The following is a 14990-nucleotide window of genomic DNA, read 5'->3' as shown; positions in this document are numbered from 1 at the left end:
ATAAAATTAAGCAATGAAAAAATCCGACTTTATAGAAGAAGGTGAGTTGTCAAACATTTATTGGATAAGTACAGAAGTCATTCATAAGGTAAGGCCTGTTGATTTATAAACGTGATAATATTATATGCGAATTATCTTTTTTAAAAGCAGTTGTTGATTGTTGTTATAATTATTATCTTGAGTTATTAATAATTTAAAAAAATTATAGTTATGTTAGAAAAATTTAAACAATTTGAAATTCAAAATCCTATAAAAGTTTTTGGAGGTAGTTCTTCGAATCTTTTAGAAGAGGACCAGCTTGTTATTGCCAAATATCCTGGTTCTGCCGGTACTCCATTAACATAGAGAAAAGCGGGCTTCGGTTCGTTTTTTTATTTTCTTATATACTAACATATTAATTTTATTTTTTATTTTAGATGTATTATTATTTCATCTCGCGAGGAATTGGCAGATATCGTGAATGCCATTAAATGATCACGGTTTTAAATAATTTTAAAACTTTTTATTATGAAAAATTTAAAAACTTTAGGAAGATCCCTAAACAAAAACGAACAGAAACAAATTAATGGAGGAGAAGGCAATGAATGCTTTGAATGCCTACCTGGTGTTCCTCCTGAAAGTTATTTCGCATGTGCAGGATCTGATGTATGTCAAATTATGCCTGATGGGTGTCATATATGTGTATAAGAAAGATTAGATACTAGCGAGCTTCGGCTCGCTTTTTTAATAGATCGAAGTTGTTACTACTTTCTTCATTCCATAATTTTCATTAATTCTACAGTATTTCAATATTTACATCACTGGTTATATGTTTAATTTAAACATTTATTTATAGTATTAACTTTTTTAATCTCTCAATTAGTTAATCCTTTTTTAAATTAGTAGTTTTATTAAATTCTTAAAAATATATTTATGCTAGAAAAATTCAAAGAATTCGAAATTAAGAACCCCATTAAAGTGTATGGAGGTTCTGTAGGTTTAATTACTTCACCTCCTCCACAAATCCGTGTCCGAGGCACTAATAGTATAACAACCAATACTAGGCCTTAGATAACTAGCGAGCTTCGGTTCGCTTTTACTTTTACGAAACCTTTTTTTATTATAAAAGTTTGTATTTTTGATTAAATCATTATTATTTATGAAAATCTTTTCTATTATTTTTTTCTTCTTTTCTTTTTTGAATTATTGGCTTACTTCTAATTTTTTAATAAGTCTTCCATTTTTTCTTACGGGACTATTTTTTTTATTTACTAATTTAAAAAAACAAAAAAGTTAAAACTTACTATTTTTAGTTTGTTTCTATTTGGATTATGAAAAAAATTGGGAATAAACTTATATTAATTTTAATAATACTTTTTATAATACCGATTTATAGTTTATTTGAATCCTTTCAATCAAGAGCAGTTTTCATAATTTGTATTATATTCTTTCTTATATTTTTAGTTCTTAGAGTTTTTACTTAACTACCGTACTATAGTTTTAACAAATTCTTATATAAATACCTGTACATTGTTTCTTACTTTTAACTAATCGCGCGAGGAATTGGCAGATATCGTGAATGCCATTAAATGTTCATGGTTTTAATATTAAAACTTTAATTATGAAAAATTTAAAAGGATTAGGTAAAACTTTAAACAAACTAGAATTACAATTAATAAATGGTTCCTGTTCAAATTCAGGAGGAACTATTACGGAGTTATGCCGTGAAGCATGTGAATTGTTTGGTTCTGGACAAGGAGTTTTACAATTTGGTACAGATTGTGATTGTTCCCAATTTGGATTATAAAAAGCTAAATGACTGTTAAAAATAACAGTCATTTTTTTTGAATTTAACTTTACTCATTAACTTTAATGAAAAAATAGATGAAATTTGAAACTATCTACTTTGAAGATAAAAAATAATGGAATACCTATTTTAACGAATTTACAGAATAGGGGGAGGAATGTGTATGGAATGGCCATAAAACTTCTGATTATAAATAGTATCTTTGAATATAGATTTTGATTTTAAAATGACACCATGAAATCTTTGAAAACAAAAACCAGCCTTTTACTACTTTTATTACCAATGATATTGTTGAACGCGCAAGGTGAAATGAAACCAGTTGAGGGTTATTCACCAAACATTGGTATAATGATCTATATGTTGGAAGATTTAAAAGACAGAATTACCGAGCACGTTAAAGATTTAGATCAATCACAAACTGATTTCTTGTATGATGACAATGCCAATAGCATAGGATCGTTGATTATGCATCTGGTCTCTACAGAATTCTATTACCAAACGGCAACATTAAAAGGTCGCGAGTGGACAGAAAATGAGCAAAATAAATTTGGGATTGCAGGCGAAATTAACAAAGAGGTTAAAAACATGCTCAAAGGTATGCCAATTCAGCATTATTTAGATTTATGGGATCAAGTCCGTGCAATAACACTAAAAGAACTCAAAACTAAAGATGATGATTGGTTTGCTTCGAGTCTAGAAGATGGACTTAACTATCATTATATTTGGTATCACGTGATGGAACATTCGGCCAATCATATGGGGCAAATTTTAACTATAAAGAATCGATTGCCTAAATAGATTGGATATTAGATATATTGAAACTTCTATATTTTTTATCACATATGCGAATTTTGAATAAATCTAAAAGATTTTTCTTTTCTTGGCGTGCCAAGCGGTGGGAAATTGGGTTTAAAAACAATAAAGATATCATTAAAAGAATTAGTGTTATTGAGTTGTTTTGTAAATCTATTAAGCGGTTTACTACTAAAGAAATATTATTAAAGTTACTATTCTAAATACTATTTTCTTGTTTTTTTAAATCTTGTATCATGCGTCAAAAGTTAATATGTTATCTGGTATTTGCTACTAAATAATCTATACACCATAAAAATTTATACAAACCAACTCTTTTTTTAGATGAACCTAATTGATTACAATTATTTAATAATGTAACTCGATTTTCATTCTCTTTGTCAGTTTTAATTGAGTAGTAGCAACAGTAAGGATATGTTTGCTTCGAATTAAAATTATAAGCAATATGCACACATTAAACAATAGACAAATTAGAATTAAAACTTTAAAAATAAATAGTATGAAATCAATACTTACCTTATTATTATTCATGTTCTCTTTAGCAATTTTCAGCCAAGAACGTATTCAAAAAATAGATAGCATTTTTTTAAACCTTTATAATACCAATCAGTTTAATGGAAATATACTAATCGCCGAAAAAGGTAGTATCATTTACAAAAAATCATTTGGACTTGCCAATGAAGATACTAAGGAAAAACTGAATGAGAATTCAATATTTGAATTAGCATCTGTTACTAAACCATTTACAGCGATGGCAATAATGATATTGAAGGAACAAGGAAAATTGAATATTGATGATAAAATAACAAAACATCTTCCTGAGTTATCTAATTACGACACTATAACAATTAGGAATTTAATACACCATACAGGCGGTCTTCCAGACTATATGACTTTAATGAACCCCATTTGGGATGTAAACAAAATTGCAACCAATACGGATGTAATCAACATGTTGAAAGAATTACACCCTACTGTTCTTTTTGAACCAAATACAAAGGTAGCATACAGCAATACGGGCTATGTATTACTGGCTTCGATCATAGAAAGGGTTTCTGGTACAACCTATGCCGATTTTTTGGACACTGCTATTTTTAAGCCACTAAAAATGACTCGTACTTTTGTAAATAACGGCAGGCTTTCTACTAGAAAAATCAGCAATTATGCTTCGGGTTATATTTATGTAGGAGGTAAATACATATTACCAGATGATTTTGATAGAACAAAATTTGTAATATGGTTAGATGGTATTGTTGGCGACGGAAGTATCAATTCTACCACAATAGATTTATTAAAATGGGATAGAGCACTGTATACCAATACTTTGGTTTCTAAAGAAAGTATGGAAGATATTTTTAAAAACGGAAGTTTAAATGATGGAAGTTTAACAAAGCATGCTTTTGGCTGGCGTGTATTAGAGACAGTTCCATTTGGTAAAATTGCAAGACATAGTGGTGGTTGGCCTGGTTATGTAACTTATATTGAAAGAAATTTAGATACTGATAAAACCGTAATTATATTACAAAACCATTACAACAGAACCATGCCAAAACAAGAGGTTAGAAATATTCTTTATGGAATGCAGTTGCCTAAAACGATGGAAACACTATATTCTGAAGGAAAAAGTGTTGATGAAATAATTGCTCTTTAAAGAATCCTAAATCAAAATACTTAATTGATGATTTTTATGAAAATAGTATTACAAACTTTGGTTATGAGCTCTTAAAACAAAATAAAAAAGAAGAAGCCTTACAGATTTTCAAATATCTAACCATTTCTTATCCAAAAAGCTCTAATGCCTTTGATAGTTTAGGTGAGTGTTTCCTTAAGTTTGGAGAAAAATATAGAAAAGAAGGGGTGCTAGCATACAAAAGATCATTAGAGTTGAACCCTAATAATAAAAATGCACAATCAGTTTTAAGTAAGTTAACAAAGACATCATAACAATAAAAAGGCTCGAGTATAATACTCGAGCTTTTTTATTGCTTTTTAGAATTTCGATTATATAGTTTAATGACTTCATTAACACTTTACTGAAGTTAATAGAACGCTTATTATGCGACGACGTAGGAGGGAAGCGTAATGTGTGTGGAATGTGATTATTCTATTAGAATCAATAATTCGAATCAAAATATATCTTCCAAACTCCATCTGGCTGTTTATTCCAAACCAAGACATAAGGCAAAGGGTAAGATCCACTACACATTCCTATTTCAAATATAATATCTTCTGACACCATTTCTATATGTTCTGGTTTTAGCTGTAATTTGTAAGTAGGACTGTCCATATAACTATATTCGTTTGCTAGTTGGGTATGGCCTCTTAGAATTCTTCCTCTATTAAAATATATAGCATTTTCCGTATAAAGTTCCTTTACCAATTTTCCTGATTTATTAGAGTTGCATAACTTCATCCATTTTTCACGAGCTTTAGCGAGTTCATTCGGAATATCATCACCTTTTTCTATAGATTTTTCAAAGATTACTTCAGCTATTCTTTGTTTAGATCCATTCTCTTTTGACCAAATTATCAAATGTGCAAACTGATTATCATTTTCTGTTTGAGATAAACCAATTTCATATTCTAGCAATTCATAAACTGGTATTGTAAAATGGCTTTTATAATTTAATAATTTGTTTCGATTGCCATAAAGATTAAGTAGATAAGTCTTCATAGCTTCTTGGCCTTTAATAAGATCAGTTTTTGAGATACCAATTACACTTGAATGATATTGCGAAATGACATCATCTAAAAGATTAATGTTGGCGCCATCATTTTGATTTTGAGCAAAGCCTCTACATACTATAAATAATGTTAAAAAAATCAGAACTGAAGCTCTACGAAGTGTAAACGTTTTAAATATCATATCAATTTATTTTAATTATTTAGCTTTTAAATGGATTTTGAGTATTCTTTCTGTTATCAAAAACTAGTGTACTATTCTTAATTTTTACATCAAGGTCAAAACTAAATCTTACACTTATAAAAACATTTTTTTCATAATTATGAAGTTAATTAAAAAATTTAATTTGAGATTTTTTTATGAGGCCCATCTTTTCTTCCATCTTTATAAATAAAAGCTAAGCTAGTTATTAGGTTTTTATCGTTCCTTATAAATTGAATTTTAGGAATTTCTATTGGAGCTCTTACACCTTCTGGTATTTTCATTTCATAAAGATCTTTTTCTATTTCTACAAGTTTTAAATCAATTGGAGCTGCTGCATTTCTATAAACCCAGTCTCCATTATCGTTTTTTGATATTTTTCTATCACCTTCATAAATTCCAGCATAAGTAGGTGATTGAATAGGTGTTTGTTTTTCGTTAGTTATATTGGATGTCTCCTGTTTTTCAAACTTTATTAAATTACTTTTTCTATCTATAGTAGTTCGTAAATTTTTGAGTACTCCAAAACCTAGGTTTGCTGTTTTTGGCCCTTCAGCAAGAATAATTTTTGCATCTTTGTATATAACACCTCCCACTTTTATATCACCATCTATTTGGGCATTCCACGTTTTAAAAGTTGCTGCTGGTGTTCTAATTCCATTGCCTTTTTCAGGTTGTTTTTTAAACTTTAATTTATCTTTCAACTCATAAGGAAGTGTAATAAAAGCTGGATTTCCAGTATCTAAATGTGCTTCTATAGTATTACCAGCGATATCAATATTTAAGTTAAGTACTCTTGGTTTTTGTAAAAAAGATACGACATCATTGTCATTTTGATTTAATGTTCCCAATGCAACTTCTAATTTAGAATCTGGATAATCCATAGTTAATAAATAGTCTTCAAAGAACATACCACTTAAAATACCATCATATGGTAACATTGACCTTAAGTTTATGGCATTCATTTCCAAATCCTTTAATAAATTTGTTTGAGAGAACCCAACTTTAGGAACGAGGTATCTTTTAGACACCAATTTGCTACTAGATCCAGGTGTTATTAATGGATCTTCTCCAACGATTTCTAATTCCATTTCTCGAACTAATTTTTCATCAATAACATGTGTCATAGATCCAGTATCAAAAATAAATTTGTATGGCCCTTTACCATTAATCATTAATTCTACAACAGGACGACGGGAACTTAAATCCATTGGAATAACTATGCTTTGTGTACTTTGCTTTCTTATTTGTTCATTGGTTTGTTCTTGTACAGTAGTATTAATCTGTTTTTGTTTTCTAGTTTGACATGAGCTTAAAAAGCATGTTAGGCAAATTAGTAATGTCGTGATTTTTGTTTCTATATTCATTTTTATTGTATTTGCTAATATTAATATTAATTATGCTTATGTTAATCAGTGTTAACGTGTGTTAATGAACAAGTATTTATTCGTTATAAGTGTTTAAATTTATTAGATAGAATTAAAAAAAATGTGAATTAAACATCCAATTAATATGAAAATTGAAGCAGATACTAAAATGGAGGGTATTGCAAAAGTTGGAAAATGGAAGTTTTCTTCGACCTATGGGATTACCAAAAGCCCAAAAGGGAAAGCGCTTTTAATTGAGCCTCGACTTTCGAAGCTTCTTTATTTTTTAAGTTATAATGTCAATACTAATGTTTCACGAAATTATTTAGTTGATAACATTTGGGCAGATACTATTGTAAACGAAGAATCATTAACTAGGGCAGTATCAGATTTAAGAAAATTACTTTCAGAAAATTATCAGGACTCAATTAATATAGAAACAATACGTGGGAGAGGATATAAACTTTCTTTAAAAGTAGAGCCTAAAAATTATAGATATGAGGTAAATATAAATCCAAAAAAGTTTCTAATACTTTTTGGGTTTTTATTAGTGCTATTAATTCTGTTAATGAACTTCAATATTCTTAATATTAAAGTGGTGACTTAAGAAGATTAACTTTTACTTTGTAGCTGGCAAGCGGTTGGAAATTGTGTTTAAAATAAATTGCATTAAGCAATTTGATTTGTAAAAACAATAAGCGTTGGCAGCGGATATTTTACATAACGTCAAATTATAGTTACATTTTAATTATACAAAAAGCTAATCGCTGAGAATCGCTTAAAAAATAAAATCTTGCTCATTTGTACAGAATATTAAAGTTAACGTGAAGCTCTATTTTACATAGTATCATTATAGCTACATAGAATATGCACGTTAATCCCCAGCACGCCATCATTCTTATAATATTGGTTTATCCAGTGGATGAAGCAATATTATAAAATGTACTATAATTTATATTATGTAAAATAGAATTTTATAAACTATACTACACTCCCAACAAACTTTACAAGTATGATAAAAATCATATAAATGTATACTCTCTATATTTAATTTTGTAGAACAAACAATTAACCAAAAAATATGAAATTAAATCAACCATTTCTTCTCGTGTGTTTTATTTTATTTTTTTTAAATATAAATGCACAACAATTAAAAATTGATACAGAATTACGCCCTCGTTTTGAGTACAGACACGGTTTTTCAAACTTATTTGCAGATGGTGAAGATCCTGCAGCCTTTGTTTCACAAAGAACAAGAATTAATACTGCCTATAAACTAGAGAAATTAAAACTTTTTTTAAGCGTTCAAGATATTCGAGTTTGGGGTGATGTTCCACAACTTAACAGAAGAGATAATAACGGTTTTTCATTACATCAAGCTTGGGCTGAGCTCCTCCTCGATTCAAATTTTTCTATAAAACTGGGTCGACAAGAAGTAATATATGATGATAGCCGTATTTTCGGAAATGTAGATTGGGCTCAACAAGCAAGAAGTCATGATTTAGCACTTTTAAAATTTAAAAAGGATAAACTAAGATTTGAACTCGGTTTTGGGTTTAATCAAGATAATGAGAGTTTAACAGGAACTGTATTAACTGTTTCTAACAACTATAAAGCAATCCAATATTTATGGTTACATAAGGATTGGTCTAATTTTAATGTTAGTTTCCTATTTTTAAACAATGGATTGCAATTTATTGATCCTGCAGACAATAGTAATACAGATACCAGATATAGTCAAACTGTAGGAACTCATTTGGTTTATAATAAATCTAAACTCAAGTTACAATCCAATTTATATTATCAGTTTGGAAATGATCTAAACAATAATGATTTAAGTGCTTACCTCCTATCTTTAGATGCAAATTATGCCTTGTCTAAAACATGGAATGCTGGTTTAGGAATAGAGTTAATTAGTGGTAATGATGATGCTACTCCTTCTAACGGAAATAATGACGCTTTTAATCCTTTTTTTGGTACTAACCATAAGTTTAACGGTCTCATGGATTATTTTTTTGTTGGTAACCATATTAATAATGTAGGTTTATTAGATCTCAATGCTAAAATTAACGTGAAGTTAGATAAGGTTTCTAATGGAACAATTGCTTTTCATAATTTTTCTGCTGATGGTAATATCCCTGGTGATAATTCTAAACAATTAGGTACTGAAATCGATATAGTTTACACTAGAAAGATTTATAAAGATGTAGTATTAAAAGCCGGGTATTCTCATCTTTTTGAAGTAAACGGACTTGAAATATTACGGAATAACTTTGATGGGAATACCAACAACTGGGCATGGGTGATGCTTACCATAAAACCTACATTATTTGTAACTAAATAAGCATCATACATAATGAATATAAAAGTAATAGACCTCCATTACAGCTATTTCTCATCTAGGTCATAGAGAAACATTAGAAAAAGAGGCTTTTAACAGGTTTAAGATTTAAAATAATATATAAATAGAAACAGGAACTTAAATTCCTGTTTCTATTTTAATTAATACACTTACTTAAATAAATAAAATGCTTTTCTGATTAAACATTATAAATCTGATATTTTGCTTATTTGCTTATCTAAATATTTCCAACAACTCTTATTAATCTTTTCAAACGCTTTAATCAAGGCTTGTCCATAGAGTGTTAACTCTGCTCCTCCTCCATTTTTACCTCCAATGTTTTTTATCACAACAGGTTTTTCAGTTACTCTATTTATAGAGTCGATTAAATTCCACGCTTTTTGATAGGACATCTTTAAGTTTTGTGCAGCTTTTGATAAAGAACCTGTCGTTTCTATCGCTTTTAAAAGTTGAACTCTCCCCTCTCCAAGGAAGATTTTATCATTAATTTCTATCCAAATCCTACTTTTTATAGTATAGTTCATATTCATATGCATTTTTTTCAATTATTTAACTTCTTGATCTAAAGATATTTTATGATATAGCGCTATCTCTTCACAAAGATACCGCCCTGATAATCTTTATTTTATGATAAAAATCATGTTCTGTCTACTTCTTTTTTTTGTACCTTGTTTAAGAGAAAATTAACACAAAACCATGCCTATAAAAAGCTATTTAGCACACCCTTGCGATGGTCAAAAAGAGCATTTAATACTTGCTTTATCAGCATTAGAAGAGTGTGAAGTGATTCCTTCAAAAAACAAAGATGTTTTGATCTTAATAACAGATACTTTAAACAAAGTATCTGAAGAAATTCTTAAAGAAAAATTAGAAAAAATTGAAAGCTTAAAACTATTAGCTATGGTTTCAGGATTTAATACCCCTTCACAAAATTAGCAAGCCCATGTACAATTCATTATCCAACAGAAGAAGCTTTATAAAAAAAATGGCCATGATGTCTGCAATGACAGCTGCTGCTACAATGTTTCCCGGAATCTTATTTGCTAGTGAGCAAGAAAAAGGTATCCCTAAAAATGCAAACCTAGATTGGAAAAAAGCACCTTGTCGATTTTGTGGTGTAGGTTGTGGTGTATTAATAGGAACAGAAAAAGGTAAAGCTGTAGCTGTAAAAGGAGATCCAAACTCATCCGTTAATAAAGGGTTATGTTGCGTAAAAGGATACCATTCTATCATGGCATTATATGGTAAGGACCGCTTAACAAAACCATTAGTTAAAAAGAATGGGGAATATATAGAAACCTCAATGCCAGAAGCTTTAGATCTAATTGCCTCTAAAATGAAAGAAACGATAAAAGGTTACGGAAAAGACTCAGTATCTATATATGGTTCTGGGCAATGGACCATCCCAGATGGTTATGTGGCATCTAAACTATTTAAAGGATGTATAGGTACCAATAATGTAGAAGCTAATGCACGCTTATGTATGGCTACCGCCGTAACAGGTTTCTTAACATCTTTTGGCCTTGATGAACCTATGGGTTGTTATGAAGATATAGATTATGCAGATGTATTTGTACTCTGGGGAAATAATATGGCCGAAATGCACCCTGTACTATTTTCAAGGCTCTTAGATCAGCGCCTTAAAAGAGGTGTGAAAATTATTGATTTAGCTACTCGCACTACTCGTACAAGTATGGCGGCAGATAAATCTATCATATTTACTCCACAAACAGATTTAGCTATTGGTAATGCTATTTGTTATGAGATTATTAAAAATAATTGGGTAAATAATTCTTTTATTGAGAAACACTGTAACTTTAGTAAAGGACTTACACAAATGGGCTATGGCCTTGAAGATAATTATAGTTTTAAAGATCAACCAGAAGCCATCACTTTTGAAGATTACAAGAAATTCCTCGAAGATTATAGTCCTGAGAAAGTAGAAAAACTCACAGGCGTATCTGCCAAAGACATAAAACACTTAGCATCTTACTATGGAGACCCTAATAAAAAAGTGATGTCTTTATGGTGTATGGGGATGAATCAACACTCTAGAGGCACCTGGATGAACAATATTGTTTACAATATTCATCTTCTAACTGGAAAAATATCGCAACCTGGTAATAGTCCTTTTTCATTAACTGGGCAACCAAGTGCATGTGGTACAGTACGAGAAGTGGGTACTTTAACACATAAACTTCCTCATGGTTTAGTAACCAATAAAGAACATCGTGAATTTGCGGCGAAAATATGGGATGTTCCTGTTGATAATATCCCTTCTAAACCCACATATCATACTGTAGAAATGTTTAGAGCACTCGATCGTGGAGATATTCGTTTTATGTGGATTCAAGTAACTAACCCAATGGTAACGATGCCAAAATTGAAGCGTTATCGCGATGGTGCAAAAAAAGAAGGACGCTTTATAGTTGTTTCAGACATATACCCTACTCCTACTACAGATATAGCAGATGTTATTCTGCCAAGTGCCATGTGGATAGAGCGTGAAGGTATGTATGGTAATTCTGAGCGCCGCACACAATATTTCGAACAAATGGTGGAGCCACCTGGAGAAGCAATGAGTGATACCAAACAGCTTATAGAAGTGGCAAAACGTATGGGTTTTGAAAAACAATTTTATTATAAAGATGATACTCATATTGAAGAAATTTATAATGAATATCGTAAGCATCACGTGGGTAAAAAACATAACATGGCGCCTTTAGAGGTTTTAAAATCACAATCTGGAGCATTATGGCCTTATGTGGATGGAAAGTCAACAAAATGGCGATTTAATTCTAAATACGACCCAGCTTGTTCTAATGGAGAGGATTTTCATTTTTATGGAAAACCTGATGGTAAAGCTGTAATATGGCAACGCCCCTATGAACCAGCTGCAGAAGAGCCAGATGGAGAATTTCCATTTTGGTTATGTACAGGTCGCGTTGTAGAACATTGGCATACAGGCTCTATGACACGACGAATACCAGTATTACATCAAGCAATGCCTGCAGCCTATGTAGAGTTGCATCCAGAAGATGCTAAAGAGATGCAAATAAGAACCGGAGATCGAGTAAAATTGACAACAAGGCGTGGCGACATTATATTACCAGCATCTGTTAATCAGCGTGGTGTACCGGCCAGAAAACAAGTATTTGTACCCTTTTTTGATGAGAGTATGCTCATTAACGACATTACCCTCGATTCTTTTTGTCCGATTTCTAAAGAACCTGATTATAAAAAATGCTCTGTAAGAGTTGAAAAAGCTTAGATTATGCGAAAAAGATTAGGAATCATATCATTTTTTGTTGTCATTTTTATAGCTTTTATCATCATTTGGAATTTTAGCTATCAAAAAGGTTTAGAAGAAGCTTATATCCCAATAGTTAAAGAGTCGTCTATACCTTCTATACCTTCCGAAAGTGGTGTTTTCAGGCGATCTAATTTCGCATTGGATTATTCAAATATGCCTATCGACGAAAATCATCAACGTTCTATCGATAATTATTATGAAAACAGGGCATATCTGGGCGCTCCTCCCAGCATACCACACCCTATTGTAAAAGAACGAAGTATGGGAGGTAATACTTGTTTACAATGTCATCAAAATGGTGGATTTGTACAAAAATTTAACGCCTATGCTCCCGTAACACCGCATCCAGAAATGATTAATTGTCGACAATGTCATGTTACAAAAAAGACAAACGCTCAATTTCGAGAAACCGCTTTTATAAAAATGAAACCACCAAGTGTAGGTAAAGGTGCCAATAATGCTTTAGCTGGAAGCCCTCCTATGATTCCTCACCAATTGCAAATGAGGGAAAATTGTTTGTCTTGTCATGCTGGGCCCAGTGCTCCAAAAGAAATTAGAGTATTGCATCCAGAGCGCATTAATTGTAGACAATGCCATTTACCAAAAAAAGTAGAACACCAATCAATGAGTATACATACCGATACATTTATAAGGCAATTTACTAATGAATAAAAAAAATAACATATATGTATTAGCAGTATTACTAGTACTTCTAACCTCTTGCAAACATAAAGAAAATGAATATCATGGTATCATAGATAAAATAGAAGCTGAAAGCGAAAACTATCATGGTACATCAATAAGTTCTGAAGCATTGCTTGAAGGCACAGATCTTATTAAGATTACTGAAGGAGACCACACGTTTTTAATTCCAGAACGAAAAGGGCAATTAAAATCATTTGCTTGTATTGAGTGTCACAACAAACCTTTAAAGCAAATGAAAGGCTTAAATGGAAAAAAAGCACATTGGGATATAAAGCTCAATCATGCTAGCAATACTACAATGAATTGTATTACGTGTCATAACGGAAATGATATGAACAATCTCAATACAATTACAGGTAATGCTATAGATTTTAATGCAAGTTATAAACTATGTGCACAATGTCATTCTTCACAATTTGAAGATTGGAAAGGTGGTGCTCATGGTAAAAAAGTTGCAGGATGGGCGCCTCCAAGAGCATCATTTACCTGTGTTAATTGCCATAATCCTCATAAACCAGGATTTGAAACACGATGGCCAAAAAGATATAATACAGAAAAAGTTAAAGAACGAGAAGAACAAATAGAACACTAAAATATAAGGTATGGGTGAAAGTAAAAAATGGTATACTCTCGATTTAGGGTTTCATAAAAAAAAGGAAACTTCTAAAGCTTGTGGATGCGGAAATACCTCTGGAGGTTGTTGTAATAGTCATGAAAATGGAATGAGTGATGATGCTTTTCTTGAAGCAACCATCGATGTTTCTATTGGAGAAGAACGTCATAAAGATGGTTTTGATCAAGTGTTTGATGTTAAAATGGATAGAAGGACAGCTTTTAGAAAATTAACTGCAAGCTTACTTATTGGCGCAGGCGCTGCTAGCACTGCTTGTAGTGTTGTTACAGATGATGACACCAAAGAGAAAGCACAAATTGACTGGGAAGAGCAATTTAAAGGTAATTATAAAGTAATGACAGATGAAGAAAGAAAAGCCACTGTAGAGCGGTTAATGAGATCTTATGAATTGCGAACAGGAAAAAATATTAGTATGACTGCTGAAAACTCTAAAGAAGATGTGCTTTTTGGGTATGCCTTTAATATTTCTAAGTGCCAAGGTTATATGGATTGTGTGAGTGCTTGTGTGGAAGAGAATAATCAAGATAGAAATTCTCAAATGCAATATATCAGAATTCATGAAATGAAAGATGGCAAAGGTTTTAAGTTTAATGAAGCGGACGATAATTACTATCATGAAGTACCAGCAAAAGGTCATTTTTATATGGGTACACAATGCTTTCATTGCGACAATCCACCTTGTGTTGAAGTTTGCCCTGTGCAGGCCACTTGGAGAGAAGATGACGGTCTTGTAGTAATTGATTACGATTGGTGTGTAGGGTGTCGCTATTGTATGGCTGCATGCCCTTATGATGGAAGGCGATTTAATTGGAGTAAGCCCGAAGTTCCTGAAGCAGAAATCAACAAAAATCAACATTATTTAGGGAATAGAATGCGTAAAAAAGGAGTTATGGAAAAATGCACCTTTTGTGTACAACGCTCCAGAAAAGGCAAAAACCCTGCCTGTGTTGAAGCATGTCCTACCGGGGCTAGAATATTTGGAAACCTTTTAGATCCAAATAGTACCATACGTTGGGTATTAGAAAACAAAAAAGTATTTAGGCTTAAAGAAGATTTAGGTACTGAACCAAAGTTCTGGTATTTTATGGATTAACCTGCAATATCATTACAATTAAAATTACATATT

At 31.3% G+C, this 14990-nt stretch carries 14 protein-coding genes; 11 read left to right on the top strand and 3 right to left on the bottom strand.

From position 1 onward, the window contains the following. Nucleotides 1-507: 507 nt before the first annotated feature. From D1817_09055 to D1817_09040, 4 genes are all read left to right on the top strand, one after another. On the top strand, nucleotides 508-687 hold the full coding sequence (locus D1817_09055) for a hypothetical protein (protein ID AXT20025.1): 180 nt from the start codon (nucleotides 508-510) through the stop codon (nucleotides 685-687). Nucleotides 688-1558: 871 nt separating this feature from the next. After that, nucleotides 1559-1786: a hypothetical protein gene (locus D1817_09050; protein ID AXT20024.1), complete on the top strand. Its 228-nt coding sequence runs from the start codon at nucleotides 1559-1561 to the stop codon at nucleotides 1784-1786. 234 nt (nucleotides 1787-2020) lie between these two features. Then, the gene (locus tag D1817_09045) at nucleotides 2021-2584 is read left to right on the top strand and encodes a DinB family protein (GenBank protein ID AXT20023.1); all 564 of its coding nucleotides are present in this window, start codon (nucleotides 2021-2023) and stop codon (nucleotides 2582-2584) included. 514 nt (nucleotides 2585-3098) lie between these two features. Continuing rightward, on the top strand, nucleotides 3099-4250 hold the full coding sequence (locus D1817_09040; GenBank protein AXT21255.1) for a class A beta-lactamase-related serine hydrolase: 1152 nt from the start codon (nucleotides 3099-3101) through the stop codon (nucleotides 4248-4250). Between the two features lie 462 nt (nucleotides 4251-4712). Here D1817_09040 and D1817_09035 read toward each other — a convergent pair whose 3' ends face one another. Beyond that, nucleotides 4713-5465: a hypothetical protein gene (locus D1817_09035; GenBank protein AXT20022.1), complete on the bottom strand. Its 753-nt coding sequence runs from the start codon at nucleotides 5463-5465 to the stop codon at nucleotides 4713-4715. A gap of 158 nt (nucleotides 5466-5623) precedes the next feature. Next, entirely contained in the window at nucleotides 5624-6850 is a 1227-nt protein-coding gene (locus tag D1817_09030) for a hypothetical protein (protein AXT20021.1), read from the bottom strand. Between the two features lie 145 nt (nucleotides 6851-6995). On the opposite strand from D1817_09030, the gene D1817_09025 reads away from it, so the two are divergent. Both D1817_09025 and D1817_09020 read left to right on the top strand, forming a co-directional pair. Next, nucleotides 6996-7457, top strand: a complete 462-nt coding sequence (locus tag D1817_09025; protein AXT20020.1) for a hypothetical protein — start codon at nucleotides 6996-6998, stop codon at nucleotides 7455-7457. 474 nt (nucleotides 7458-7931) lie between these two features. Next, on the top strand, nucleotides 7932-9194 hold the full coding sequence (locus D1817_09020) for a hypothetical protein (protein AXT20019.1): 1263 nt from the start codon (nucleotides 7932-7934) through the stop codon (nucleotides 9192-9194). 203 nt (nucleotides 9195-9397) lie between these two features. On the opposite strand, the gene D1817_09015 is transcribed toward D1817_09020, so the two are convergent. Beyond that, entirely contained in the window at nucleotides 9398-9736 is a 339-nt protein-coding gene (locus D1817_09015) for a LysR family transcriptional regulator (protein AXT20018.1), read from the bottom strand. 172 nt (nucleotides 9737-9908) lie between these two features. Here D1817_09015 and D1817_09010 point away from each other — a divergent pair, with 172 nt between their 5' ends. The 5 genes from D1817_09010 to D1817_08990 are packed head-to-tail and all read left to right on the top strand — an operon-like array spanning nucleotide 9909 to nucleotide 14957. Further along, the gene (locus D1817_09010) at nucleotides 9909-10148 is read left to right on the top strand and encodes a hypothetical protein (protein ID AXT20017.1); all 240 of its coding nucleotides are present in this window, start codon (nucleotides 9909-9911) and stop codon (nucleotides 10146-10148) included. 7 nt (nucleotides 10149-10155) lie between these two features. Beyond that, nucleotides 10156-12483 (top strand): periplasmic nitrate reductase subunit alpha, encoded by a 2328-nt coding sequence (locus D1817_09005; protein ID AXT20016.1) that lies wholly within the window; start codon nucleotides 10156-10158, stop codon nucleotides 12481-12483. Nucleotides 12484-12486: 3 nt separating this feature from the next. Beyond that, entirely contained in the window at nucleotides 12487-13197 is a 711-nt protein-coding gene (locus D1817_09000) for a cytochrome C (GenBank protein ID AXT20015.1), read from the top strand. Beyond that, nucleotides 13190-13822: a cytochrome C gene (locus D1817_08995; GenBank protein AXT20014.1), complete on the top strand. Its 633-nt coding sequence runs from the start codon at nucleotides 13190-13192 to the stop codon at nucleotides 13820-13822. Before D1817_09000 ends, D1817_08995 begins: the two co-directional genes overlap by 8 nt. Before the next feature lie 10 nt (nucleotides 13823-13832). Then, nucleotides 13833-14957, top strand: a complete 1125-nt coding sequence (locus tag D1817_08990; GenBank protein AXT20013.1) for a 4Fe-4S dicluster domain-containing protein — start codon at nucleotides 13833-13835, stop codon at nucleotides 14955-14957. Nucleotides 14958-14990: the final 33 nt, after the last annotated feature.

Source organism: Flavobacteriaceae bacterium, from assembly GCA_003443635.1.
In the GTDB taxonomy this organism is placed as follows: Bacteria; Bacteroidota; Bacteroidia; order Flavobacteriales; family Flavobacteriaceae; genus AU392.
The sequence above is the reverse complement of the archived record's forward strand: the minus strand, read 5'-3'. Positions and strand labels throughout refer to the sequence as shown.